We start from the raw sequence: 23,751 nt of genomic DNA, 5'->3' as shown, positions 1-23,751 counted from the left end.
TATGGAATTCACCACTCAACACTTCATCGCATTGGCGCCGATGCTGATCACCACCATCACCACGGTGGTGGTGATGCTGGCGATCGCCTGGAAGCGCAACCACTCGCAGACCTTCCTGCTGTCCACCGTGGGCCTGAACCTGGCCTTGCTGTCGATCCTGCCGGCACTGAAAGTCGCGCCGCTGGCGGTCACCTCGCTGGTGACCATCGACAAGTTCGCCTGCCTGTACATGGCGATCATCCTGATTGCCACGCTGGCCTGCGTGACGCTAGCCCACGCCTACCTCGGCGAAGGCTCCAAGGGCTTCCCAGGCAACCGTGAAGAACTCTACCTGCTGCTGCTGATGTCGGCTCTCGGTGGCCTGGTGCTGGTCAGCGCCAACCACCTGGCGGGTCTGTTCATCGGCCTGGAGCTGCTCTCAGTGCCGGTCTACGGCCTGGTGGCATACGCGTTCTTCAACAAGCGTTCGCTGGAAGCCGGCATCAAGTACATGGTCCTGTCGGCCGCCGGTTCCGCTTTCCTGCTGTTCGGCATGGCGCTGCTGTACGCCGACGCCGGTGCCCTGACCTTCGACCAATTGGGCAAGGTCCTGGCTGCCACCAGCATGCCAAGCCTGCTGGCGCAGCTGGGCCTGGGCATGATGCTGGTCGGCCTGGCCTTCAAGCTGTCGCTGGTGCCGTTCCACCTGTGGACCCCGGACGTTTACGAAGGTGCTCCGGCCCCCGTCGCGGCGTTCCTGGCCACTGCCAGCAAGGTCGCCGTGTTCGCCGTCGTGGTCCGTCTGTTCATGCTCTCCCCTGCTGCCAGCAGCGGCGTGCTGAGCACCGTGCTGTCGGTCATCGCGGTGGCATCGATCATCGTCGGCAACCTGCTGGCCCTGACCCAAAGCAACCTCAAGCGTCTGCTGGGTTATTCGTCCATCGCCCACTTCGGCTACCTGGTCATCGCCCTGGTCGCAAGCAAGGGCCTGGCCCTGGAAGCCATGGGCGTGTATCTGGTCACCTACGTGATCACCAGCCTCGGCGCCTTCGGCGTGATCACCCTGATGTCCTCGCCGTACGGTGGCCGAGACGCCGATGCCTTGTACGAGTACCGCGGCCTGTTCTGGCGCCGTCCGTACCTGACGGCGGTACTGACCGTGATGATGCTGTCGCTTGCCGGTATCCCGCTGACCGCAGGCTTCATCGGCAAGTTCTACATCATCGCCACCGGCGTCGAGTCGCACCTGTGGTGGCTGGTAGGCGCACTGGTGCTGGGTAGCGCCATTGGCGTGTACTACTACCTGCGCGTCATGGTCACCCTCTACCTGGTCGAGCCGAACCTGCGTCGCCACGACGCCCCGCTGAAGTGGGAACAGCGTACCGGCGGCGTCATGCTGCTGGCCATCGCCATCCTCGCCTTCGTGCTGGGCGTATACCCGCAGCCGCTGCTGGAGATGGTGCAGCAAGCCGGCCTGCAACTGATCGGCTGATCCGCCCTACGCGTCAAAAAACACCCCGCTCATGCGGGGTGTTTTTTTATCTGCGCCCTGGGCGGTTCACTCGCCAGCGCCACCCTGTCCTACCCCGGTCATTGCGGCTTTGCGCAGTTCTCCGTTGGCTGACGGCAGGTAGACTTCGGGGTTGGGCATCCCGCTGGGGGACAGTTCGTGGGTCATCTCGAACTCAGCGCGCACGGACCAGCCACAGGCCTCCGTCGTGCATTGCAAGTAGGCAATTCGCAGAAAAATATGCCGCCCTTCACTGGTGCGTATGCGCATCCTGCTCTGGCAGTGAGGGCAAACGAGCTTGTAGGTACTCACGGCATGTACCTACCAGCCATGCCAAGGCAGCCTGTCTGTGGGAAAAATCGCTTTGGTGTGTCAGTTATAACTGCACAACTGGGTATATTCTTCAGTTTGGTATTTCTCATTGCAGGAATGCTCCTTGAAACGCGGGGCTGTATTCGTAACGAGTAGTTTAAGCCCATGAATTATCGTTAAACCAGTCATGGATATTTGTTATGAGTACACACTCACTGCCAGCGGTATTGGCTCGCCTGAAGCTGATGACCGGCACCCAGAGCGATGCGGAGCTTTCACGGGCATTGTCGATCAGCCCGCAGACGCTCAGCAGCTGGAAGGTGCGTGAAAGCATTCCCTATGCGTTTTGCGTAGCCTTGGCCCAGCAGCAGGGTTGTTCGCTGGACTGGCTGTTGCTCGGCCACACCGCCGCCAATACCGCGCCAGACAACGACGGGCACTGGGAGCAGGAGATCCTCGAGCAACTACGGGTATTGCCTGCGGATGACCGTCGAGCCGTTGCCCTGTTCATTCGCGACAAACAACGCATTCAGCATTTGCAGTGGCAACTGGCGAGGCTCACCGGGGATCTGGCGACAGCTGGCACGCCTTAGCCTTTGCGGCGCCAACGCTGGATCAACTCGCGGGGGTCCAGCGAATCGAGTCCGACCATGATCTTCAGGCTGATCGGAATGACCACCACCGACGCCACGAAGGCTGCCATGCCCCTGGATAGTATCGGGGCAACTGACAGTACCAGCGGCTCGAACAGGTGGCCCACGCCGACGGTGATGAAGACCAGCAAGAGTTTCTTGGCCAGTGTCAGGCGCCGGGACTTGTCGGTGATCAGCCGATCACGTGCCGCGCTGACCAACAAGGCCCCCAGCAACGCCGCGAACAGCACGTAGCCATCGGCACCCAGCAGATTCGCGGTGGCAGCAGACAGGTCATCCAAGAAGACGTGCTCAGGCATATCCCAATCCTCTGCTCGCCATACCGCAGGCACTGCGCACAATGGCAGCCTCGACGAACCTTACGTAGCAGACCCGTAACGCGCGGCCAGCCGCGTGCCCGCTCACGTCTTCTAGCCGGTTATAGCCACGTGCCTTGAGCGCCGCACGCCAGACGGAGAACTCGCGGGCCGCGTCGATCACGGCGCACCGTGCAGCAATGTCCAGCGCGATTTCACTGACGTTGCAATGCAGGACCAAGTGCGCATGCAGCCCGGCCAGATCCACCCTGGGCCAGAAGGGATCATGGCTGTCGGCAAAAGCCTGGATACTCATGATGCCTCCTTACTGCTCACTCAGGATGCCGTAGCGGATGGCCTTGATCACGGCGGCCACACGGGTGGAGACGTCGAACTTGCGCAGCAGGTTCGAGACATGGAAGTTGACCGTCGATTCCTTGCATTCAAGGATCTGGCCGATCTCCCACGAGCTTTTGCCATAAGCACACCACAACAACACCTGCCGCTCGCGCGGGGTCAGGTGGATCGGGGCTGCATCCGGTAGTGGCTGCAGGGCGTTGCAGGCGTTGTCAGTCATCTTTGCACTCCAAGAGCGATTGAGAGCGGCATCACTGCCGAGGGCGATCACCTTACGAGGCGCTCGCTGCCTGGCTCTACTCGCACGGTTTGTAAAGAACCTTCTTACAAAACCGTCTGCCGAAAGCTGCACGACATTTCCCAAGATTCTTCGTGCTTCACGCGACATTTCGCTCGTCTCAACGCCGTTGCCCATTCGCCTTTCGCCTGGAGCCGTACAATGCGTCGTGTTTTGCCCCTCTCGTCCTGCCTTGGCCTGCTGGTTGCGTTCAGCACCGTTGAGCCTGCCCTGGCCGCATCCGCCGTCGAGCTTGGCGAGGTGTTGATCAACGACGAAGAGCTGGACGAACAGGCCGCTGCCGCTCAGCGCCTGCGTGAGATCCCCGGCGCCAGCAACCTGGTGGACATGCACAAGGTCGGCCAGGGTCGGGTGGCCACCAACCAGGACGTGCTCGCCTACCAGCCTGGCGTCTTCGCCCAATCGGCGGGCAATGACGGCATCAAGCTGTCGATCCGCGGTTCCGGGATAAACCGTGCCCCTGGCGCCCACGGCTCGGGCGTCTACACGATGTTCGACGGGCTGCCGCTGACAGGCCCAGGCGGTACGCCCTACGAGCTATTCGAGCCGCTGTGGCTGAGCCGTGCCGAAGTGCTGCGCGGGGCCAACGGCTTCGACCAAGGCGCTCTCGCGCTGGGCGGCGCGCTCAACTACGTCACCCATACCGGCTACGATGCGGCACCGCTGCAACTGCGCTACGAAGTCGGCAGCCGCGGCTACCAGCGCCGCCACATCAGCTCTGGCCAGGTACTGGGCAACCTCGACTACTACGTGGCCCTGACCGACTCGCAATACGATGGCTACCAGGCGCACAGCAGCGGCAGCGCCAAAGGCATTGCCGCCAACGTCGGCTACCGCTTCAACACCAACTTGCAGACGCGCTTCTACCTGCGTTACCGAGAGACCGAGAATGACCTGGCCGGGCGCCTGACCAAACAGCAGATCAAGCACGATCCGCGCGCCGCCAACCCCGGCTACCTGTCGCGCAACGACAGCCGTCCGCAGCCGGGCAGTACCTGGGTGGGTAACAAGACCACCTTCTTCCTCGCCGACGACGCGCGCCTGGAAGCCGGGCTGGTCTACCACGACTTTCCGATGGACCTGCGCGAAGGTGCGATGCGCCTGAAGGTGGCCTACACCGATGTCAGCGGCACGCTGAACTACATCCGTCGCGACAGCCTGTTCGGCCACGAGAGCAAGACCACCATCGGCTGGCGCACCACCAAACACCTGCCCAATAGCGGCGCCTCGCAGTTCGCGCGCGTCAACGATGTGGTCGGTGAGCGCTCCCGCGACTTCACCTACCAAGGCTCGGACACGGTGCTGCATGCGGGCAACGACCTGGAACTGATCCCCGACCTGTGGCTGACCACCGGCCTTGCGGCGATCTACACCCGACGCGAGAGCGCGGTCACTTACAGTGAACTCACTTACCCGGCCAGCGGCGGCAAAGTCAGCCAGCACGACTGGGACTTTGCCCCGCGTATCGGACTGCGTTACGACCTGCGTGCGGACCTGCAGATATACGGCAACCTCAGCCGTTCGGTCGAGCCGCCGCACCCATGGGCGCTGATCTGGGGATCGGCAGTGCCCTACCAACCCATAGAGCTGCGCAACCAGACCGCCACCACCCTGGAGCTCGGTACACGTGGCGACTCGGTGATCGGACATTGGGATCTGGCCTGGTACTACGCTCAGGTGCGGCATGAACTATTGGCGGTGGAGATCGTGGCCGGACAACCTGCCAAAGAATCCAACGCCAGCCCCACCGTGCATCAAGGCGTTGAAGCCAGCCTGGACAGCGTCCTTTGGGAGCAACCGGGCACAGGTAAGGTGAGCCTGCGCCAGGCCTACACCTTCAGCGACTTCCATTACCGCAACGACGACCAGCTCGGCGACAACCGCCTACCCGGCATCCCCATGCACTACTACCAGGCCGAGCTGCGCTACGACTGGCCAAGCGGGTTCTACGCCGGGGTCAACACGCAGATGGCCTCCAAGGTGCAGGTGGACTACGCCAACAGCTACCATGCCGATGCCTATGCCTTGCTCGGCGCACGCCTGGGTTGGGATTCGCCCAAGCAGGACTGGCAGACCTGGCTGGACATGCGCAACCTGACCAACAAGCGTTATGCCGCCATCGTGACGCCGGGATACGACGACCGCGGGCTGGATGTCGCCCGTTCAGTGCCCGGCGAAGGGTTTGGCGTGTACGCAGGTATTTCCTACAGTTTCCGCTAACGACCAGATCGCGGGGCAAGCCTACTGCATGGCCAGGCTTGCCCCCTCGCTATGTATGCCGCTCAGGACGGCAACTGCACCTGTCGCTTGTTCGCCACGAAGATGCCCCAACTGGACATGAACAGCGCCGCGATCAAAGGCCCGATCACGAAACCGTTGAGCCCGAACACCGCCAGCCCACCCAGGGTGGACAACAAGATCAGGTAGTCGGGCATGCGCGTGTCCTTGCCCACCAGGATCGGTCGCAACACATTGTCCACCAGGCCGATCACCAGCACCCCGAACGCTGTCAGCACGATGCCTTGCCAGATCGCGCCGATCAGCAGGAAGTACACGGCCACCGGCGCCCAGACGATCCCCGCGCCCACCGCTGGCAACAGCGACAGAAACGCCATCAGCACCGCCCACACCAGCGCACTGGGGATACCCAAGACCCAGAAGATCAACCCACCGAGCGCACCTTGGGTGATCGCCACCAACAGGTTGCCCTTGACCGTGGCCCGTACCACACGCTTGAACTTCAACTGCAACCGACGCTTCTGCTGCTCAGGCAGCGGCACCGCCTGACGCACACGACGCGCCAGCTCCGCACCTTCGCGCAGGAAGAAGTACAACAGGTACAGCATGATGCCGAAGCTCACCATGAAGTCGAAGGTGCCCTGGCCGAAGCTGAACGCCTGCCCGGCGAGGAACTGGCTGCCCTGGGTGGCCCAATGGGTGATCTTGTCGCGCAGGCTGTCGAGGTTGCCCATGCCCATGCTGTCCAGCCCATGCCGGGCAAAGGCCGGGAGCATGTCTTTGCCACGCTCGACGTAACCGGCAATATCCAGCTGACCGCTTTCGATGCGCTGGTAAAGCGCCGCGCCTTCCTGGACCAACAAGGCGCTGATGACGATCACCGGCAGGATCGCGATCAGCAGGCAAGTGGTCAGGGTCGCGGCGGTCGCCAGGTTGCGTCGACGCTCGAAGCGCAGCACCAACCGGCGCTGCAACGGGGCGAACAGGATGGCGAGGATCACCGCCCAGAAAATCGCGCCGTAATACGGCAGCAAAATCCAGATGAACGCGATGGTCACCAGTGCCAGCAGCACGGTCAGGGCTTTGTTCTGTAACGCAGTGTCGTTCATGGGCATTCCTCTAGGGCTCAAAAGCTTAGTGCGCAGGGCGAGCGCAAAAGTGCCGTTGACCCAGGTCAATACCGCGATGCCCCGATGGCTTTAGCATCCGCGCCCTTTGCCCCGGTGCACAGCATGACCTCCCCCGCCCCCGAACTGCTCGCTCCCGCAGGCTCGCTCAAGACCCTGCGCTACGCCTTCGCCTATGGCGCCGATGCCGTCTACGCCGGCCAGCCACGCTATAGCCTGCGAGTGCGCAACAACGACTTCGATCACGCCACCCTCGCCCAAGGTATCCAGGAGGCCCATGCCCTGGGCAAGCGCTTCTACGTGGTGGTCAACATCGCCCCGCACAATGCCAAGCTCAAGACCTTCCTCAAGGACCTGGCGCCGGTGATCGAGATGGGCCCGGATGCGCTGATCATGTCCGACCCCGGGTTGATCATGCTGGTGCGCCAGCACTTCCCAGACATGCCGGTGCACCTCTCGGTGCAGGCCAACACGGTGAACTGGGCCAGTGTGCAATTCTGGCAGGGCCTGGGGCTGACCCGGGTGATCCTGTCCCGGGAGCTGTCGCTCGAAGAAATCGAGCAGATTCGCCTGCAAGTCCCAGACATGGAGTTGGAGGTGTTCGTCCATGGAGCGCTTTGCATGGCGTACTCGGGGCGTTGTCTGCTGTCGGGCTACCTCAACAAGCGCGATGCCAACCAAGGCAGTTGCACCAACGCCTGCCGCTGGAAATACGACGCCATCGCGGCCAGCGAGGCGATCACCGGTGACATCGTGCGCGAGGTCGAACCGACCCTGGGCCTGGGCGCCCCCACCGACCAGGTGTTCCTGCTCCAGGAGAGCAACCGCCCGGGGGAAGAGATGCCAGCCTTCGAGGACGAGCATGGCACCTACATCATGAACGCCAAGGACCTGCGCGCCATCCAGCACGTCGAGCGCTTGAGCCGCATGGGCGTGCACTCGCTGAAGATCGAAGGCCGCACCAAATCGCACTTCTACTGCGCCCGTGCGGTGCAGTCCTACCGCAAGGCTATCGATGACGCGGCAGCCGGCAAGCCGTTCGACCGTGGGCTGATGGATAATTTGGAATCCCTCGCGCAACGCGGCTACACAGAAGGCTTTCTGCGTCGTCATGTACATGACGAGTACCAGAACTACCAGCGCGGCAACTCGCTGTCCGAGCGCCAACAGTTCGTCGGCGAGCTGACCGGCGCGCGCGTGGACGGTCTGGCCGAAGTCACGGTGAAAAATCGCTTCGCCGTAGGCGATCATCTGGAACTGATGACCCCACGCGGCAACTACCACTTCGACCTGCAACGCCTGTGCGACCGTCAGCAACAGCCAATCGAGGTCGCGCCGGGCGATGGGCATACGGTGTACTTGCCAATCCCCGAGCAGGTGCCACTGGAATTTGGCCTGTTGATGCGCGACTTGGACCGCGACGAGGCGGCGACCTGACAGATTTGTAATCGCTGCCGGCAGGCCCCTTGCGCTATCCTGCCGGTTCGTCGCGACTACCCGGAAACCCCCTATGCTGCGCCAACACCTGCTTCCCTTGGCCCTGCTGGCCGTCACCGGACTTGCCCAGGCTGGCGAGACCATCGACGTCTACCGCGACCCTAACTGCGGTTGCTGCAAGGCGTGGATCAAGCACCTGAGCGACAACGGCTTCACGGTCAACGACCATGTCGAGCCGAACATGAGCGCCGTGAAACAGCGCCTGGGCGTCGAACCGCGCCTGGCGTCGTGCCACACCGGCGTGATCGGCGGCAAGTTCGTCGAAGGCCATGTCCCGGCGCAACAGGTCCGCCTGCTGGCCAAGCGTGACGACCTCAAGGGGCTGGCCGTACCCGGCATGCCGATGGGTTCGCCGGGCATGGAAATGGGTGACCACAAGGATGCCTACCAGGTCATCGGTGTGACCCTGGACGGTCAGGACAGCGTGGTCGCTGAATACTGATGCTCAGCCTGTGGGCGCTGTTTCTCAGCGCCTTCGGCGCCGCCACCCTGTTGCCACTGCAATCGGAAGCGGTGCTGGTCGGCCTGCTGCTGCGCGAACCGCATGCCTGGCTCTGCCTGCTGCTGGTGGCCACGCTCGGCAACGTGCTCGGCTCGGTGGTCAACTGGCTGCTGGGCCGGGCCATCGAGCACCTGCGCGACAAACGCTGGTTCCCGTTCGGCGCCAGCCAACTGGAGCGTGCCCAGCAGCGCTACCAGCGCTGGGGCCCATGGTCGCTGCTGCTGAGCTGGATGCCGGTGATCGGCGATCCACTGACCTTGATTGCCGGGATCCTGCGCGAGCCGTTCTGGCGCTTCCTGCTACTGGTGACCCTGGCCAAGGGCGGACGCTACCTGGTGGTGGTCATGATGACTCTGGGCTGGTTTCACACCGGGTAACACCTTTCAAGATTCGTGCGGTCCACTGACTGCTAAAGTCGCCCTTTCCTACATGGCCCTACTCGGAGTGCCCCTATGCTGCGCGCCACCGCCCTGGCCCTCGCCTGCCTCAGCGCAGGCACTGCCGTCGCCGCCGAATCGCCCACCTATGGCAAGCAGCTCGAGGGCTTTGCCTACCCGCATCCACTCCAGCACTTCGACTTCCAGTCCCAGGGCCAAGCTTTGCAGATGGGCTACATGGATGTGCCTGCCCAAGGCAAGGCCAATGGTCGCAGCGTGGTGCTGATGCACGGCAAGAACTTCTGCGCCGCCACCTGGGAAACCACCATCGATGCCTTGAGCCAGGCCGGCTACCGGGTGATCGCAGTCGACCAGATCGGCTTCTGCACCTCCAGCAAGCCCGCGCACTACCAGTACAGCTTCCAGCAACTGGCCGATAACACCCACGCGCTACTGGCCAAGCTTGGCGTGAACAAGACCAGCGTGCTCGGCCACTCCACCGGCGGCATGCTCGCCACCCGCTACGCCCTGATGTATCCGCAGCAGGTCGAGCGCCTGGCGCTGGTCAATCCCATCGGCCTGGAAGACTGGAAAGCCCTCGGTGTGCCCTACCGCACGGTGGATCAGTGGTATGCGCGCGAACTCAAGCTCAATGCCGAGGGCGTACGCAACTACGAGCGCAACACCTACTATGCCGGGCGCTGGAAGCCTGAGTACGAGCGCTGGGTGCAGATGCTGGTGGGGCTGAACAAAGGCCCTGGGCACGAAGCCGTGGCATGGAACTCGGCGCTGATCTACGACATGATCTTCACCCAGCCGGTGGTCCACGAATTCAAGCACCTGAGCATGCCGACCCTGCTACTGGTGGGCGATCAGGACAGTACCGCGATCGGCAGCGACATCGCAGCGCCCGAGGTCAAGGCCACGCTTGGCAAGTACAAGGTGTTGGGGCCGCAAGTGGCGAAGATGATCCCGCAGGGCGAGCTGGTGACATTCGAAGGATTGGGGCATGCCCCGCAAATCGAAGCGCCTGCACAATTCCACCAGGCATTGGTCGGCTGGTTGGGCCGCTAAGCGAACTTCGGGAAGCCGACCCGCATCCTGTAGAAACCAGGCGCGGCCCGGCGCTGCGCCTACAGGCCAGGCATTAGCAGACAGGCTACTGCCACACCGACGCCTCGCTCCACCCCAGCTCGGCGAAATCGTCCGCGCGCAACCCGGCCTCCTCTTCACAGAAGAACTCATCCAACTGCGGCGGGCGCACCGTAGTGTCGCTGAGCATCGCATGTACCTGTCCGCGATGATGGATCTGATGCTCGAACAGGTGCGCGAGCAAGCGCAGGCGTTGTTCACGCTGCATACGGTCCGGCCGTACGATACTCACATAGCGCCTCAACTGGTCATCGCGCAGTTGCCGACAGTAGGCGATCAGCCGCTGATCGGCCTGCGCCTGTTGGGCCTGCAGATCGGTGCAGGTGGCGAAAGGCTGCTCGGGCTGGAAGAAGCGTTCACCATCCAGATCAGGCATGGCGCCGCGCTGCTCGCACTCCAACGCATCGAGGTAGAACCAATCGACCGTCAACAGGTGATTGAGGGTGGCTTTGATCGAAGGGAAGAAGCTGCAACGGGGGGCGACGAACTCGTCCTGGGTCAGTTGCAGGCAAGCCTTGTACAGGCGGTGATTGGCCCACGCGTTATTGCAGGCCTGGGTCAGCAGATAATGTGAAAGCGGCTCCATGGTCGGCTCCTGCTTCAGGCGAAACGTTGCAACTGCATCTCCCGCAACCGGCTCAGGGTTCGTTGATACGGGAACGCCAGATACCCTTGAGTGTAGAGCGCTTCCAGGGGGACCTCGGCCTCCAGGTACAGCGCCACCCGACGGTCGTAGCATTCATCGACCAAGGCGATGAAGCGGCGCACGCTGTCATCGCGGGGGGCCAGGCTTGGCAGCTCACGGTCCCCCGCCAGCACTCGTGCCGCACCATCTTCCGTGCCACGGGCGATGCGCCCGGCCTGCGGCACGCCACCGAGCAGCGGAATGCCCCCCACCAGAATCGCCGGAAAACGGTCGCACAGGGCCATGAAGTCCATCGCGGCCAGGGGTTGCTCGCACAGGTCGGCAAAACCGCACCACAGCGCCTTGGGACTATGCCGTACTACCTGAATCTGGCGTGCGCCGACCTGCAAGGGTGCTGTACTACCGCAATCGTGCGGGCTCAATTGCGCGAATGCCGTGGCCAATGCTTCGGGCTGTACCACCCAGTAACGCTGCTGCCGGACGCCCGGATGCAAACGGTGGTCCTGTTCGCCGGCTACCGCGTACAGCGCCATGTGCCGTTGGATGGCCGCAATCGCCGGCAGAAAGCGCTCGCGGTTGAATCCATCGCGATACAGCTGGTCGGGCGTCTGGTTGGACGTGGCGACGATCACCACGCCGTGATCGAACAGCACCTGGAACAAACGGCCAAGAATGATCGCATCGCCGATATCGCTGACGAACAACTCATCGAAGCACAGCACCCGGATCTCACCCGCCAGCTCCCGGGCCAGGGCCTTGAGTGGGTCGGCGGTGCCGCCGAGCTGGAACAGGCGTTGGTGAACCCAGGCCATGAAGTGATGAAAGTGCTGGCGTCGGGCGGGGACCGACAAACAACGGTGGAACAGGTCCATCAGCCAAGTCTTGCCGCGCCCCACCGGGCCCCAGAGGTAGATCCCCTGGGAACGGTCACCACGTTGCAGGGCATCGAAACATCCCTGCAGCGCTTCAATGGCGACCGCCTGGGCGGGATCGGCGATGAAACCCCGTTCATCGAGGGCGTGTTGGTAGAGCGCATAAGGTGTCATGGGGCGCATGGTACGCCAGTTTCGCCCCGACTGGACCCGGCGTGATCAGCCCTGCTTGAGCCCCACCTTGAGCAGCGCGCCATCCTTGGCATCGGTCAGCACATACAGATACCCATCGGGCCCCACCCGTACATCGCGGATCCGCGCGTTCAAGTCGCCAAGCAGACGCTCCTCATGCACCACCTTGTCGCCATCGAGTTGCAAGCGGATCAATTGCTGGGTGGCCAACGCACCGATGAACAGGTTGTGGTCCCAGGCCTTGAACGTTGGGCTGTCGTAGAACGACATGCCGCTGATGCCCGGCGACTTCTCCCATACATGATGCGGATCGACCATGCCATCGACATGCTTGCCTTTGGCTTCGGGGATCGGCAGCAGCGAGTAGTTGATGCCATGGGTCGCGATCGGCCAGCCGTAGTTCTTGCCGGGCTCGGGGATATTGATCTCGTCACCGCCGCGTGGGCCGTGCTCGTGGGTCCACAGCTTGCCGGTCCAGGGGTTGAGGGCCGCGCCCTGCTGGTTGCGGTGGCCGAACGACCAGATCTCCGGGCGCACGTTGTCGCGCCCGACGAAGGGGTTGTCCTTCGGCACCTCGCCATCGGGCAGAATACGCACGATCTTGCCTTGCAACTTGTCCAGGTCCTGCGCAGTGGGACGCTGGTTGTTCTCGCCCAGGGCGATGAACAGGTAGCCATCCCGGTCGAACACCAGGCGCGAGCCGAAGTGATTACCCTCGGACAGCTTGGGCTGCTGGCGGAAGATCACCGTGAAGTTTTCCAGCCGCGCGTTGTCCTGGGACAACTGGCCACGCCCGACTGCGGTCCCGGCCTTGCCATCGCTGCCCACCTCGGCGAACGACAGGTATACCGTACGGTCCTTGGCGAACTCGGGCGAGAGCACCACATCGAGCAGGCCGCCCTGCCCCTCGGCCCAGACCTTCGGCACCCCCGATACGGGCGGGCCGACCCGACCCTCGACGTTGACGATGCGCAGGTTGCCGGGACGCTCGGTGACCAGCATGTCCTTGCCGCCGGGCAGGAACGCCAGCGCCCAAGGGTTATTCAAACCATCGGCGACGGTGCTGACGCTCAACTGACCCTCTTCACTGGGGAACTGCTGCTCGTTCGCGGCGTGGGCCAGCAGCGGAAACAGACTGGCGGCGGCCAGGGTGGTCAACCAGATGCGTGGGGTCATACTCGAATCCTTCGAAGGGGCTCACGGCGTGCGTATCGAGTCACGCGGCGGCCGGGTGGGTTCTAGGTCAGGGCGCTGCTGCTGACGACGTAAATTCTCACCATTTCCGATGCCACGGTTGTCCAGGGTAGGCGGGCGCGGATTGGGCTGGGTGGATGGGCCACGTACTGGCGGCGTAGCAGGCACGCTGCCTTGGCGGCTGTTGGGGTTGGCGCGCTGGATCGGGCTGTTATAGGGGTTGCTGTCGCTAGCGGCGAGCAGGGGTGGCGCCCAGGGCGCGGCGTGCAGGGACATGCTCAACAACAGGCCGAGCGTCAAGGTTGGCACTGTAAGGTTCATGCTTCACCTCCTGTACGAAAAAGCGCGCCTGGGCGTTGGATAGCCTACGGCGCGCAGGGTTCGATGCGAAAGCGTGAATGCTTACCTGATGTTTCAGTCGGACGTAGCGATGGCCTTGTCCATCTTGTGCCGCGCCGCATACAGGCACAGCATCTCCATCGCCAGGGTCGCCCCAGCCAACGCGGTGATATCGGCATGGTCATAGGCCGGTGCCACCTCCACCAAGTCCATGCCCACTAGGTTGATACCGCGCAGGCCACCGAGGATTTCCAGCGCCTGCAGCGTACTCAGGCCACCGCACACCGGCGTTCCCGTGCCAGGTGCGTAGGCCGGATCGAGACAGTCGATATCGAAAGTCAGGTACACCGGCCGCTCGCCTACCCGCTGACGGATCGCCGCGACGATCGCCTCGCAGCCCTGGCGATGCACCTGGCGCGCGTCGAGGATGGCGAAGCCCTGGCTGTCATCGTTGGTGGTACGCAGGCCGATCTGCACTGAATGCGCCGGGTCCACCCACCCTTCCCGTGCGGCATGCCAGAACATCGTGCCATGGTCGATGCGCTTGCCCTCCTCGTCCGGCCAGGTGTCGCTGTGGGCGTCGAAATGGATCAGCGCCAACGGGCCATACCGGCGCGCATGGGCTTTGAGCAGCGGGTAGCTAATGAAGTGATCGCCGCCCAGGGTAAGCATCGCGCAACCGGCGTCGAGAATGCGCTCGGCGTGAGCCTGGATGCTGCCCGGTACCGACTCGGGAGTGCCGTTGTCGAAGGCGCAATCTCCATAGTCGATCACCCCCAGGTGGTCGAAGGGGTCGAACGCCCACGGCCAGTGGCGGGCCCAGGCCTGCTGCACGGAGGCAGCCCGGATGGCTCGCGGGCCGAAGCGTGCGCCGGGGCGGTTGCTGGTAGCGGTGTCAAACGGCACCCCGCTGACCACCACATCGACCCCGCGTAGATCGCGGCTGTAGCGACGCCGGGAAAAGCTGGTGATCCCGGCATAGGTGCTCTCGGCAGCCGTGCCGTAAAGGCTGTCGCGGGTAATGGCTTGGTCGTTGTCCTGGGCGAGTTCCACGGTGCGTCTCCTGTCGTCGTTATTGTCGTGTACGGAAAGCGGTCCACAGGCGGTTGCGCTGGCGCAGGTCAGCCAGGTCCATGCTGCGGTCGGCGAACAGCCGTTCGCGCACCTGGGCCGGCGGGTAGATGTCCGGGTCGTTGCGCACCGCCTCGTCCACCAGCGGCGTAGCAGCCTGGTTGGCGTTGGCGAAGAACAGCGTATTGGTGAGCGCCGCCACCGAATCTGGGCGCAACATGAAGGCGATGAACGCCTTGGCGGCCTCCGGATGCGGGGCATCCTTGGGGATCACCAGGTTGTCCTGCCACACCAGGGTGCCTTCACGGGGGATGCGGTAGATCAGCTCGAACGGCTTGCCAGCGCGGCGGGCCTGCTCGGCGGCCATGGCGGCGTCGCCGTTGTAGGTCAGTGCCAGGCATACGCTGCCGTTGGCCAGGTCGTTGATCTGCCGGCCATTAGCCACATAGCTGATCGAAGGCTGCAACTGCTGTAGCAGGGCGTGAGCAGCGTCAAGGTCGGCTTTGACTTGGCTGTACGGGTCCTTGCCCAGGTAATGCAGCGCCACGCCGATCACTTCCTGTGGCGAGTCGGGCATGGCAATCCCGCAATCCTTCAGGCGGCTGGCGTATTCGGGTTTGAACAGCAAGTCGAGGCTGTCCAACGGTGCGTCACCCAGGCGCTTGCGCACCGCCTCGACGTTGATCCCAAGGCCCAGGGTGCCCCAGGTGTAAGGCACCGCGTAGCGATTGCCAGGGTCGGCTTCGGCCAGCTTGGCCAGCAGGTCCTTGTCAAGGTTGGCAAAGCCGGGCAACGCGTGCGCATCGATCGGCTGCAAGGCACCGGCCTTCAGCGCCCGGGCCAGCACCGTGGCCGAAGGCACCACCACGTCATAGCCGCTGCCACCGGTCAGCAGCTTGGTTTCCAGCACTTCGCTGGTGTCGAAGGTGTCGTAGCGCACCTTATAGCCGGTTTCCTGCTCGAAACGCTGGAGGGTTTGCGGGGCGACGTAATCGGCCCAGCTGTAGAGGTTGACGACCTTTTCCTCGGCCTGCAGCGGCAGGGCGATAAGGGCACAAAGCAGGCACAACGTTCGACGCATGGCGGGCACCTCGGCATGTGGGTGGATGCCGCCAGCATGCCCGCCGGGTTACATTGTAAAAATGGCAACTATACAAAGCTGACATTCACCAGAGGCAATGTGATGCTCGGACAACTCCACGACCTCGACCTGCACCTGCTGCGGCTGTTCGTCACTGTAGTCGAGGCCGGTGGCTTCAGTGCCGCCCAAGGTGTGCTAGGGCTTAGCCAGCCGAGCATCAGCCAGCAGATGGCCAAGCTTGAAACCCGCCTGGGATATCGACTGTGCAGCCGTGGCAAGGGCGGGTTTCGCCTGACCGACAAGGGCGAGTTGCTGTTGCAGGCAACCCGCAGCCTGCTACTGCAGATCGAGCAGTTCCGTCAGCAGGCCAATGGCGTGACGGGTCGGCTGCTGGGCCGATTGCGCCTCGGTCTTGCGGAAAACCAGGACCGCGCGGTCACCCTGCGCATCGCCCAGGCCATCACGCGCTTTCGCCAGCGCGACGAGTCTGTGCAACTGGAGATGACCTGCGCCCCACCCGCCGAGCTTGAACGGTTGCTACTGGAGCAGCGGCTGGATTGCGCCATCAGCTACTTCTCCGGTAACCAGGCAGCCTTCGACTATCAGCCGCTGTTCGTGGAGCAACAACGCCTGTACTGCGGCCAGGGGCATCCGCTGTTCAGCGTGGCGCAGCCGACCCAGGAGCAACTGCTGGAAGCGGACCAGGTGCGCCATCCCTACCGCGTGTTCAAACAGGGCGAGCCGTTCCAGAGCCTGCACAGCAGCGCAGTGGCCGAGCAGATCGATAGCGCGCTGACCTTCACCCTGTCAGGAAGGCATATCAGCTACCTGCCCTGTCACTGCGCCGCTCCCTGGGAGACGCAGGGACTGCTGCGGGCACTGGCACCGGCGCTAGACTTCGTGGTGCCGTTCACCCTGGCCCGGCATCGCGGGCAAGCGCCGGGCGAGGCTCTGGTCGCGTTCGTGCAGGACCTGTCGTCGAGCTTCGCAGACGCGGGCCCAGTGCCCGCGCTGCGCGGGACTTAGTAGACCAGGTTCCAGGTCAGCGTGTAGGTGCGCCCCCGGCCCTGATAGTCGTACAGGTACTCAGGGCCGTAGGTCGGCGAATAGAATAACGTCGCGCGCTGCCCCCACACGGTACTGTACTGCTTGTCGAACAGGTTCTGGATCCCGGCGCTGAAGGTGCCGAACGAGGTCTGCTGGCTGCCCAGCAGATCGAAGGTGGTGTAGCCGTCGATCTGATGCTGGGCATCATCCTTGAGGGTAAAGGCGTGGTTGGCCTGCAAACGCGCGCTGCGCCCATCGCCTTTCCAGCCGACGAAACCCGTGGCCTTGGACAGCGAGGCGTAGCGCGCGTCGCGCTTGATCCAACCACCGTCGGCCGCTTCTTCCTCGGAACGCACCAGATGCAGCGTGCTGCCGGCCTCCCAGCCGTTCTGGAAGTAGCGGGTCAGCGCACCCTCGAAGCCAAAGTCGCGGCGCTTTTGGTCTTCGACATTGATGGTCAGAGTCGTAGAGTCGACGTTGATGACCTTGTCCGACCAGATGTAGTACAGCGCCGCCTGGGCGCTCCAGTCCAGATCGGAGAACCGCCAGCCCATTTCCACCTGGCGGCTCTTGATGCCGGCCAGGGGGTTGTCAGCCACCGACAGGCCGGCCTTGCCGTAATACTTGGCCGGGTCTGGCAGCTCGAAGCCTTCGCCGTAGTTGGTCCACAGCTGGTGGCCGTTTTTGAAGTCGTAGATCGCCCCCAGGTTGTACAGGTTGACCTGATAGTCGTTGCTACCGCCAGGCACACCCTTGAAGTCGCTAACTTCGACATCCATCTGCTGGCGCCGGGCGCCGCCGGATAGCGTCAGGTTATCGCTCAGGTGCCAGTCCAGCTGGGTGTAGAGCGACACGCCATCGACCCGGTAGCTGGGATAGCGCGGCGCCTTGCTGGCCTTGTCCAGATCCAGGCCGCCGCTCTGGGACGACGTCAGTGCATCGAAGGTGGTCTGGTCGGCGCTGAAACGCTCACGGTCCAGGTCCACGCCATAGGTCAGCTTGACGGTGTCCCACTGCTTGGCGAACAACGCCTTCAGCCCGGACACCTCGAAGTTCTGCTGGGACGCTGCGAAATACACGCCTCGCGAGCCGCGCGGGGTCCCGCTGTTGTAGTAAGGGAACGGGTAGAAGTTGTCGTTCTCCTTGCGGTAGGAGGCCTGCAGGTAGAAATCCTGGCCCAGCACATCGCTGTGGTGATAGTTGGCATTGAGCAGCAGGCGTCGGGTGCGCGGCTGCAGGTCGGCGGAATAGCCACCGCGCAACTCGGCGTCTTCCAGGTCGGACGGCGCGTTGTAGTTGAGGTTGGGAAAGTAGATACCCGTGCTGCCGTGGTTGCCGGAGTCATAGTACTGGGCCAGCAGATCGAGACTCTGTTCATCGTTCAGGGTCAATCCCAGGGTGCCGAGCACATCGATGCTGCGGTTGTACTGAAGGTCAGTCTGGGTGTTGTCGATGAAAATCTGCTCACCGGCGCCGTCGTAGAAGGCTTCGTTTTGCTCACCCGACACGCCGAGGCGGGCGTTCACACGCTCGTTGCCGCCGCTGATCGACTGGGCGATGCGGGTCGACAAGTCGTCGCTGTTGTTGAAGCCGCTGCTGGCGCCCAGCTGGGTTTCAAAGCGCAGCGGGCCGGGCTCGCCCTTCTTGGTCACGATGTTGATGATCCCGCCAGTGGCGCCGCCGCCATAGATGGCGCTGGCACCGGACAACACTTCGATGCGCTCCACGTTGAACGGCGCAATGCTGTCGAACTGGCGGGACAAACCCCGCGAGCTGTTCTGACTGACGCCATCGATCATCACCAACACTTCACGCCCGCGCATGTTCTGGCCGTAGTTGGTGCGTCCTTCAGGCGCCAGATCCAGGCCCGGCACCAATTTGCCGATTGCCTCCTTGAGGCTGACGCCGCTGTCGATCTGCTCGCGCAACTGCTGCTGGTCGACCACCCAGACGGTGCCAGGGATCTCACTGATGGCGGCGCTGGTGCGCGAGGCCACGCTCACCTCGATGGGCTTGAGGTTGACGCTCTGCGCTGCGTCCTTGCGCAAGGTGACCGTGCGTGGGTCGTTGAAGCGGTAACTGACCCCGCTACCGGCAAGCAGCTGTTGCAAGGCCTGCTCGACGGCGTAGTTGCCCTTGAGCGCGGGGCTTTGCAGGCCGGCGACGTCTTCGGTGGTATACAGCAGGTGCAGCCCCGCCTGGTCGGCGAAGGCGGTCAACGCCTGGTCCAGGGGCTGGGACGCCAGGTCGAACTGCACCTGGCGGGCTTCGGCGCTTGCCAGCAATGGGGCACTGGCCGCCTCGGCCAGCAGCGGGCCAGCCAGTGTCGCCAAGGCGGTGCAGGACAACAGGACCTGTTTGAAACGGTACGGCAGCGTGGATGTGGCCTTCACGAATGGGCTTCCAGACAGTCGTGGACGAAGAGGGTGAACTGATCAGTGCCCCTACGACGATCTGGCGATGACGAACTTGCAGTGCTGAATGAAAAAAATTTAGATTTTCTTTTACGTGATCAGTAGACCACGGCCAAGAATGGCAAATAGGTGACGTTCAGGTCGTAACGTTGCTCGAGGGTACGCAACAGCGCCTGGGGATCGTCAAGGTCGAACACGCCACTGACTTCAAGCGCTGCCAACTGATGGTCGGGGATGACGATCCGTCCGCGCTGGTAACGTTCGAGTTCTGCCAGTACCTGGCCGAGCGGCTTGCCATTGAAAATCAGCTTGCCGCGCTGCCAGGCCGTACGGGTACGTGCATCCGGCGCCGGTTGCAGCGTCTGCCCGTCAACTTCGGCCCGGCCCTGGGCCAGCACCACCTGGTTGCCGCCAGCCTCGCGACGCACACTGAATACCGCGCCCTCGGCGGTGACCGGTGCAGCGCCCGCCTCGACCACGAATGGCCGAGGATCGTCGGCCATCTCGAACAAGGCCTCCCCTGCCCGTAGCAGCACCTTGCGCTCGGCACCGGTGAACGCCACCGACAGGGCACTGGCGCTGTTGAGGGTGACACGCGAGCCATCGGCCAGGGTGATGCGCTGCCGTTCGCCGACGCCAGTGTGGTAGTCCGACCGCCAGAACGGCGCCTGCTGCCAGCCACCATAGCCGGCCATCAGCAGCATCAGCGAAGCCGCGATACCGGCCAGTCGCGCCCAGCGCCGCCTTAGCGGTGGTGGCGTCGAGGCAGCGCTTGCAGTGTGACCGATGTCCTGCCACAAGGCTTCGGCTTCGCGCGCGGCCTCGGCGTGCTGCGGGCTCAATTGACACCAGCGCCTGTAGCGCGCCTGGTCGGCCGCGCTGGCATTGCCCGAATGCAACGTCACCTGCCAATCGAGGGCATCGTCGGACAGATCGCAGAGAGGTTCTGGTGCGGGCATGGCGGCTACGTCAGTCATGGTTGTGCTTGAGCCAGTCACGGCAATGCCGCAAAGCCTGGCCGATGTATTTTGCCACCATGCTTTCGGAAACGCCCAACCGTTGTGCGATCTGCGCTTGGGTGAGACCCTCGACGCGGTTCAGCAACAGCGCCTGCCGGGCGTTGCTGGAGAGTTGCAACAAGGCATCGTCAAGTATCTGCAAGCGCTCACGGGCCAGTAGCGTAGCCTCAGGTGCGGGGGCTGGACAGGCCACCTCGACGCTACTGTCGCTGGGCTGATGGCTGGCGGCCAGGCGCTGTTCACGGCGCAACGCATCGATGGCCAAGTTACCGGCCACGCGAAAAATGAAACTGCGCGCATGCAGCACTTCGACCGATTGTTGATCGACCTTCAGCAGTTTCAGGTAGGTTTCCTGGGCGACATCAGCCGCTCGCTGCCGGTCGCTCATGCGCCGGGTCAGGAACTGCAGCAGGTCGTCGTAGTGCTCCTGGAAACTTGCCAGCAGCCCGGAAACAGGAGACGTCAACATCGAAAAGTAAGAGCCGCTAGGAAGAGTTATCGGGCGTTAATGAGAAACAGTATCTTTCATAACGCATCAGACTTTCAACGCCGCCGTGCATTTGCCACACTGCTGGCTCACCCGCGACCCCATCCGGTGCCCTGATGCTGACCCGCTGCTGCCTGATCCTGTTGCTGACGCTCGGCCTGAACGCATGCGCGCTGTGGCCCAACCGCGATCCGCTGAATATCAGCGTGATCGGTATAGAACCGCTGCCCGGCCAAGAACTCGAATTGCGCATGGCGGTGAAGTTGCGGGTGCAGAACCCGAACGAAACACCCGTGGATTTCAACGGGGTTGCGTTGAACCTTGAGGTAAACGACCAACCGCTGGCGGCCGGGGTGAGCAACCAGCGCGGCCAGATAGGCCGCTATGACGAGGCCGTGCTGGTGGTGCCGGTGAGCATCACCGCCTTCGCCTTTCTACGCCAGGCCTATGGAATGAGCCGTGTGGAGTCGTTGCAAGGGCTGCCCTACGTGCTGCGCGGCAAGCTCGCTGGCGGCCCGCTGGGCACCGTGCGCTTCATCGACGAGGGCAGGATCGACCTGACAGATGCCGCCAGCGGGCGGTGGTGAACGTGCGTCAGCGAGCGTTGTTCGCGGCGGCCATCATCTTGTTCACTTCACTGCGCACCAGGTAGGTGAAGTCCGCTGGCGACATGGCGTCAAGCTCGGCCCGCACCCACTCTGCCCACTTGCCTTTGCGCCGCGGCTTCTCGGCAATCAACCGAGCGGCCTCGCCCTTTGCCTTGCCGAGGTTGTTCTGCCAGTACTCGAACAAACGGGCCTTCTCTGCCTCGATCTGTGCCCGTTCCTCGAAGCTCATGTTGGCCAGATTGAAACTCATGGGTAATACCTGCCACTGGGAAATGCTCGCTATCTTACACCGGGACGCCCGTGCGTCGGTACGCCACTGCAACTTTCCAGACGCGGCGGCATCCACAGTTCACCCCCTACCTTTCACGAGGATGTGTACATGGCCAGGAAAACTGCCACGCAAGTCGACAATGACCAGATCAAGGACCAGGTGTTCAGCGAGCTTCAAGCCTTGATCGAAGAGTCCGAAAAACTGCTCAGCGACAGTGCGTCGCTGGTGGGCGAAGAAGCCGAAGGCCTGCGTGCGCAGCTGGGCCAGAAGTTGCGCCAGGCACGCCAGGCCACCAGCCGGCTTGGGCAAAAGGCCCAGCCTGTGGTGGACGCGACCCAGGATTACATAGGCGGTCATCCTTGGCAGACCGTGGCCATTTCTGCCGGTTTCGGGCTGGTGATCGGGCTGTTGCTGGGCCGGCGTCAGTAAGCGCTGATCAGGCAGCCGCCGCCATGGGGATGCCGCTGTGAAAGCGCATCTCCTGGTCCGGCGAAGTAATCAGTTGCACTTCAGCTTCGCGTACCTGCTCCACCACACGGGCGATGTCGTCGGCGTCGCCATACTGGTGAGCCAGCTTCAGATAGCCCTGGTAGTGGCGCGCCTCGCTCTTGAGCAGGCCGTGGTAAAACTTGCCAAGCTCCTCGTCCAGATGCGGTACCAGGGCTGCAAAACGCTCGCAGCTGCGCGCCTCGATAAATGCCCCCACCACGAGGGTGTCCACCAGCTTCGCCGGTTCGTGGGCGCGTACCTGGCGGCGAAGCCCAGAGGCATAACGCCCGGCTGACACCGGCCGAAGCGGCACGCCACGTCGCTTCATCAGGCGCATCACTTGCTCATGGTGCACCAATTCCTCCCGTGCCAGACGCGACATCATGTTGATCAGTTCAACGTGGGTGTTGTACTTGGCGATCAAGCTAAGGGCGGTGCTGGCGGCCTTGAACTCGCAGTTCTTGTGATCGATCAACAGGGTTTCCTGGTCGGCGAGCGCCGCTTCGATCCAGGCATCCGGGGTGCGGCAGCCGAGGAAGGCTTCGATTTCGGGAATCAGGGACATGGCACTCACAATCGCAGGGCATCGACAAAACCCGCGATTATACCGGCGGTGTCGGCCAGCACCAGTGGCTATGCTTGATGCACGTCAAACGGCGAGACACGGGGCGCCGACTATAGTCAGGCATTGGTCGCCATCGATAAGGGAGTTCACGCCCATGCAAGCCATCCGCAGCCTCCTGGTCGTCCTCGACCCCGAACACGCCCACAGTCGGGCCTTGACCCGAGCTAAACTGATCGCTGGGGTGACCGGTGCGCGCCTGCACTTGCTGATGTGCGACAAGAAGCAAAACCACAGCGCACTGCTGAGCCTGCTCAGCAGCCAACTGTACGATGATGGCTACGACAACGTCTCGCATGAGCAAACATGGAAGGACAGCCTGCATGAGTCGATCATCGCTGTGCAGCAGGCCGAGGGATGCGAATTGGTGATCAAGGAACACCGCCCGGACAACCCATTGCGCAAGGCGCTACTCACCCCTAATGACTGGAAGTTGCTGCGCCAGTGCCCATGTGCCGTACTCATGGTCAAGAGTGAACGGCCGTGGACCGGTGGCGTGATTCTCGCCGCCGTGGATGTGGGCAACCAGGATGAAGCTCACCGCCGTCTGCATGCCAGCATCATCGACCATGGGTATGCGATAGCCAGCCTAGCCAAGGGCCAACTGCATGTCATCAGCGCGCATCCCTCCCCCATGCTTTCGGCGTCGGATCCGGTGTACCAGCTCAGTGAAACCATCGAGAAGCGCTACAGGGAAGCTTGCAGCACCTTCCAGGCTGAATTCGATATCAGCGAAGAACGCCTGCATGTCGCTGAAGGGCCAGCCGACGTGCTGATCCCCTACGTCGAGAAGCAGTGCGATGCCGTGGTGACCATTGTCGGTACTGTTGCACGTACAGGAATTTCCGGCGCCTTGATCGGCAACACGGCAGAGGTGGTACTCGATTCGCTCGAAGGCGATGTACTCGTGCTCAAGAGCGAAGAGGCGATCGCGCACCTGGCGGAGCTGGCACTTAGTTGAGCGTATGCTCGAACATTAGGTAAAGCCAGAAAGACAAAACCCCTACCTGCTCGCGCAGATAGGGGTTTTGCGAAATGAATCTTGACGATGACCTACTCTCACATGGGGAAGCCCCACACTACCATCGGCGATGCATCGTT

Annotated in this window: 26 protein-coding genes and 1 pseudogene; 11 read left to right on the top strand and 16 right to left on the bottom strand. The window is 62.9% G+C overall.

All coding sequences use genetic code 11. The features are described from left to right. Nucleotide 1: 1 nt before the first annotated feature. Complete coding sequence (gene nuoN / locus ACNFIC_RS00135) at nt 2-1,471, top strand: NADH-quinone oxidoreductase subunit NuoN (RefSeq protein ID WP_138221568.1); 1,470 nt, start codon at nt 2-4, stop codon at nt 1,469-1,471. Nucleotides 1,472-1,537: 66 nt separating this feature from the next. On the opposite strand, the gene ACNFIC_RS00130 is transcribed toward nuoN, so the two are convergent. Beyond that, entirely contained in the window at nt 1,538-1,801 is a 264-nt protein-coding gene (locus ACNFIC_RS00130) for an ogr/Delta-like zinc finger family protein (RefSeq protein ID WP_138221569.1), read from the bottom strand. A gap of 200 nt (nt 1,802-2,001) precedes the next feature. On the opposite strand from ACNFIC_RS00130, the gene ACNFIC_RS00125 reads away from it, so the two are divergent. Next, entirely contained in the window at nt 2,002-2,394 is a 393-nt protein-coding gene (locus tag ACNFIC_RS00125) for a helix-turn-helix domain-containing protein (protein ID WP_138221570.1), read from the top strand. Here ACNFIC_RS00125 and ACNFIC_RS00120 read toward each other — a convergent pair. From ACNFIC_RS00120 to ACNFIC_RS00110, 3 genes are read right to left on the bottom strand one after another with little or no spacing between them, the layout of a single operon-like run. Further along, entirely contained in the window at nt 2,391-2,753 is a 363-nt protein-coding gene (locus ACNFIC_RS00120) for a hypothetical protein (RefSeq protein ID WP_138221571.1), read from the bottom strand. The two genes, ACNFIC_RS00125 and ACNFIC_RS00120, sit on opposite strands and share 4 nt — an antisense overlap. After that, nucleotides 2,746-3,066 (bottom strand): head completion/stabilization protein, encoded by a 321-nt coding sequence (locus ACNFIC_RS00115; protein ID WP_416779186.1) that lies wholly within the window; start codon nt 3,064-3,066, stop codon nt 2,746-2,748. Before ACNFIC_RS00115 ends, ACNFIC_RS00120 begins: the two co-directional genes overlap by 8 nt. A 9-nt stretch (nt 3,067-3,075) precedes the next feature. Next, nucleotides 3,076-3,327, bottom strand: coding sequence for a response regulator transcription factor (locus ACNFIC_RS00110; protein ID WP_416779184.1), 252 nt, complete (start codon nt 3,325-3,327; stop codon nt 3,076-3,078). Nucleotides 3,328-3,546: 219 nt separating this feature from the next. On the opposite strand from ACNFIC_RS00110, the gene ACNFIC_RS00105 reads away from it, so the two are divergent. Beyond that, the gene (locus ACNFIC_RS00105) at nt 3,547-5,625 is read left to right on the top strand and encodes a TonB-dependent receptor family protein (RefSeq protein ID WP_416779183.1); all 2,079 of its coding nucleotides are present in this window, start codon (nt 3,547-3,549) and stop codon (nt 5,623-5,625) included. 62 nt (nt 5,626-5,687) lie between these two features. Here the strand turns inward: ACNFIC_RS00105 and ACNFIC_RS00100 are convergent, their stop codons facing one another. Next, nucleotides 5,688-6,752 (bottom strand): AI-2E family transporter, encoded by a 1,065-nt coding sequence (locus ACNFIC_RS00100; RefSeq protein ID WP_416779182.1) that lies wholly within the window; start codon nt 6,750-6,752, stop codon nt 5,688-5,690. A gap of 123 nt (nt 6,753-6,875) precedes the next feature. Here ACNFIC_RS00100 and yegQ point away from each other — a divergent pair, with 123 nt between their 5' ends. The 4 genes from yegQ (at nt 6,876) to ACNFIC_RS00080 (ending at nt 10,220) form a co-directional block, all read left to right on the top strand. After that, on the top strand, nt 6,876-8,207 hold the full coding sequence (gene yegQ / locus ACNFIC_RS00095; RefSeq protein ID WP_138221576.1) for a tRNA 5-hydroxyuridine modification protein YegQ: 1,332 nt from the start codon (nt 6,876-6,878) through the stop codon (nt 8,205-8,207). Between the two features lie 73 nt (nt 8,208-8,280). Next, complete coding sequence (locus tag ACNFIC_RS00090; protein WP_138221577.1) at nt 8,281-8,709, top strand: DUF411 domain-containing protein; 429 nt, start codon at nt 8,281-8,283, stop codon at nt 8,707-8,709. Then, complete coding sequence (locus tag ACNFIC_RS00085) at nt 8,709-9,146, top strand: YqaA family protein (protein ID WP_416779181.1); 438 nt, start codon at nt 8,709-8,711, stop codon at nt 9,144-9,146. The genes ACNFIC_RS00090 and ACNFIC_RS00085 overlap by 1 nt, the downstream gene beginning before the upstream one ends. Before the next feature lie 75 nt (nt 9,147-9,221). Beyond that, entirely contained in the window at nt 9,222-10,220 is a 999-nt protein-coding gene (locus ACNFIC_RS00080) for an alpha/beta fold hydrolase (RefSeq protein ID WP_138221579.1), read from the top strand. An 85-nt stretch (nt 10,221-10,305) separates the two neighbouring features. Here the strand turns inward: ACNFIC_RS00080 and ACNFIC_RS00075 are convergent, their stop codons facing one another. The 6 genes from ACNFIC_RS00075 to ACNFIC_RS00050 all read right to left on the bottom strand — a co-directional run bounded on the left by ACNFIC_RS00075 (nt 10,306) and on the right by ACNFIC_RS00050 (nt 15,693). Continuing rightward, nucleotides 10,306-10,884 carry a DinB family protein gene (locus ACNFIC_RS00075; RefSeq protein WP_138221580.1) on the bottom strand — a complete coding sequence of 193 codons (579 nt, stop codon included), beginning with the start codon at nt 10,882-10,884 and terminating at the stop codon, nt 10,306-10,308. Between the two features lie 14 nt (nt 10,885-10,898). Continuing rightward, nucleotides 10,899-11,990 carry a cell division protein ZapE gene (gene zapE, locus ACNFIC_RS00070; protein ID WP_416780020.1) on the bottom strand — a complete coding sequence of 364 codons (1,092 nt, stop codon included), beginning with the start codon at nt 11,988-11,990 and terminating at the stop codon, nt 10,899-10,901. Nucleotides 11,991-12,035: 45 nt separating this feature from the next. Next, a complete protein-coding gene (locus tag ACNFIC_RS00065; RefSeq protein ID WP_416779179.1) occupies nt 12,036-13,184 on the bottom strand; it encodes a PQQ-dependent sugar dehydrogenase in 1,149 nt (382 codons plus the stop codon). Nucleotides 13,185-13,205: 21 nt separating this feature from the next. Further along, nucleotides 13,206-13,523 carry a hypothetical protein gene (locus ACNFIC_RS00060; RefSeq protein WP_138221582.1) on the bottom strand — a complete coding sequence of 106 codons (318 nt, stop codon included), beginning with the start codon at nt 13,521-13,523 and terminating at the stop codon, nt 13,206-13,208. A gap of 93 nt (nt 13,524-13,616) precedes the next feature. Next, nucleotides 13,617-14,594, bottom strand: coding sequence for an agmatinase (speB, locus tag ACNFIC_RS00055; protein WP_416779177.1), 978 nt, complete (start codon nt 14,592-14,594; stop codon nt 13,617-13,619). A 19-nt stretch (nt 14,595-14,613) separates the two neighbouring features. After that, complete coding sequence (locus ACNFIC_RS00050; RefSeq protein WP_138221584.1) at nt 14,614-15,693, bottom strand: polyamine ABC transporter substrate-binding protein; 1,080 nt, start codon at nt 15,691-15,693, stop codon at nt 14,614-14,616. A 102-nt stretch (nt 15,694-15,795) separates the two neighbouring features. Between ACNFIC_RS00050 and ACNFIC_RS00045 the strand changes: the two genes are divergently transcribed. Then, nucleotides 15,796-16,719 (top strand): LysR family transcriptional regulator, encoded by a 924-nt coding sequence (locus ACNFIC_RS00045; protein ID WP_416779175.1) that lies wholly within the window; start codon nt 15,796-15,798, stop codon nt 16,717-16,719. On the opposite strand, the gene ACNFIC_RS00040 is transcribed toward ACNFIC_RS00045, so the two are convergent. The 3 genes and pseudogenes from ACNFIC_RS00040 to ACNFIC_RS00030 form a co-directional block, all read right to left on the bottom strand. Next, nucleotides 16,716-19,091, bottom strand: a complete 2,376-nt coding sequence (locus ACNFIC_RS00040; RefSeq protein ID WP_416780018.1) for a TonB-dependent receptor — start codon at nt 19,089-19,091, stop codon at nt 16,716-16,718. The genes ACNFIC_RS00045 and ACNFIC_RS00040 overlap by 4 nt on opposite strands. A gap of 161 nt (nt 19,092-19,252) precedes the next feature. Further along, nucleotides 19,253-20,131: a FecR family protein gene (locus ACNFIC_RS00035; RefSeq protein ID WP_416779173.1), complete on the bottom strand. Its 879-nt coding sequence runs from the start codon at nt 20,129-20,131 to the stop codon at nt 19,253-19,255. Nucleotides 20,132-20,135: 4 nt separating this feature from the next. Beyond that, nucleotides 20,136-20,642: pseudogene (locus tag ACNFIC_RS00030) on the bottom strand (RNA polymerase sigma factor); the annotation flags it as partial. Nucleotides 20,643-20,776: 134 nt separating this feature from the next. Here ACNFIC_RS00030 and ACNFIC_RS00025 point away from each other — a divergent pair. Continuing rightward, nucleotides 20,777-21,247, top strand: coding sequence for an LEA type 2 family protein (locus tag ACNFIC_RS00025; RefSeq protein ID WP_138221588.1), 471 nt, complete (start codon nt 20,777-20,779; stop codon nt 21,245-21,247). 7 nt (nt 21,248-21,254) lie between these two features. On the opposite strand, the gene ACNFIC_RS00020 is transcribed toward ACNFIC_RS00025, so the two are convergent. Beyond that, nucleotides 21,255-21,518: a hypothetical protein gene (locus ACNFIC_RS00020; protein ID WP_138221589.1), complete on the bottom strand. Its 264-nt coding sequence runs from the start codon at nt 21,516-21,518 to the stop codon at nt 21,255-21,257. A gap of 129 nt (nt 21,519-21,647) precedes the next feature. Between ACNFIC_RS00020 and ACNFIC_RS00015 the strand changes: the two genes are divergently transcribed. Continuing rightward, the gene (locus tag ACNFIC_RS00015) at nt 21,648-21,968 is read left to right on the top strand and encodes a DUF883 family protein (RefSeq protein WP_138221590.1); all 321 of its coding nucleotides are present in this window, start codon (nt 21,648-21,650) and stop codon (nt 21,966-21,968) included. A 7-nt stretch (nt 21,969-21,975) separates the two neighbouring features. On the opposite strand, the gene ACNFIC_RS00010 is transcribed toward ACNFIC_RS00015, so the two are convergent. Next, entirely contained in the window at nt 21,976-22,593 is a 618-nt protein-coding gene (locus ACNFIC_RS00010) for a tRNA-(ms[2]io[6]A)-hydroxylase (protein WP_138221591.1), read from the bottom strand. A 154-nt stretch (nt 22,594-22,747) separates the two neighbouring features. Between ACNFIC_RS00010 and ACNFIC_RS00005 the strand changes: the two genes are divergently transcribed. Further along, complete coding sequence (locus tag ACNFIC_RS00005; protein WP_416779170.1) at nt 22,748-23,611, top strand: universal stress protein; 864 nt, start codon at nt 22,748-22,750, stop codon at nt 23,609-23,611. Nucleotides 23,612-23,751: the final 140 nt, after the last annotated feature.

It is taken from the genome of Pseudomonas sp. NY15463 (assembly GCF_048068415.1).
GTDB lineage: Bacteria > Pseudomonadota > Gammaproteobacteria > Pseudomonadales > Pseudomonadaceae > Aquipseudomonas > Aquipseudomonas mosselii_C.
The sequence above is the reverse complement of the archived record's forward strand: the minus strand, read 5'-3'. Positions and strand labels throughout refer to the sequence as shown.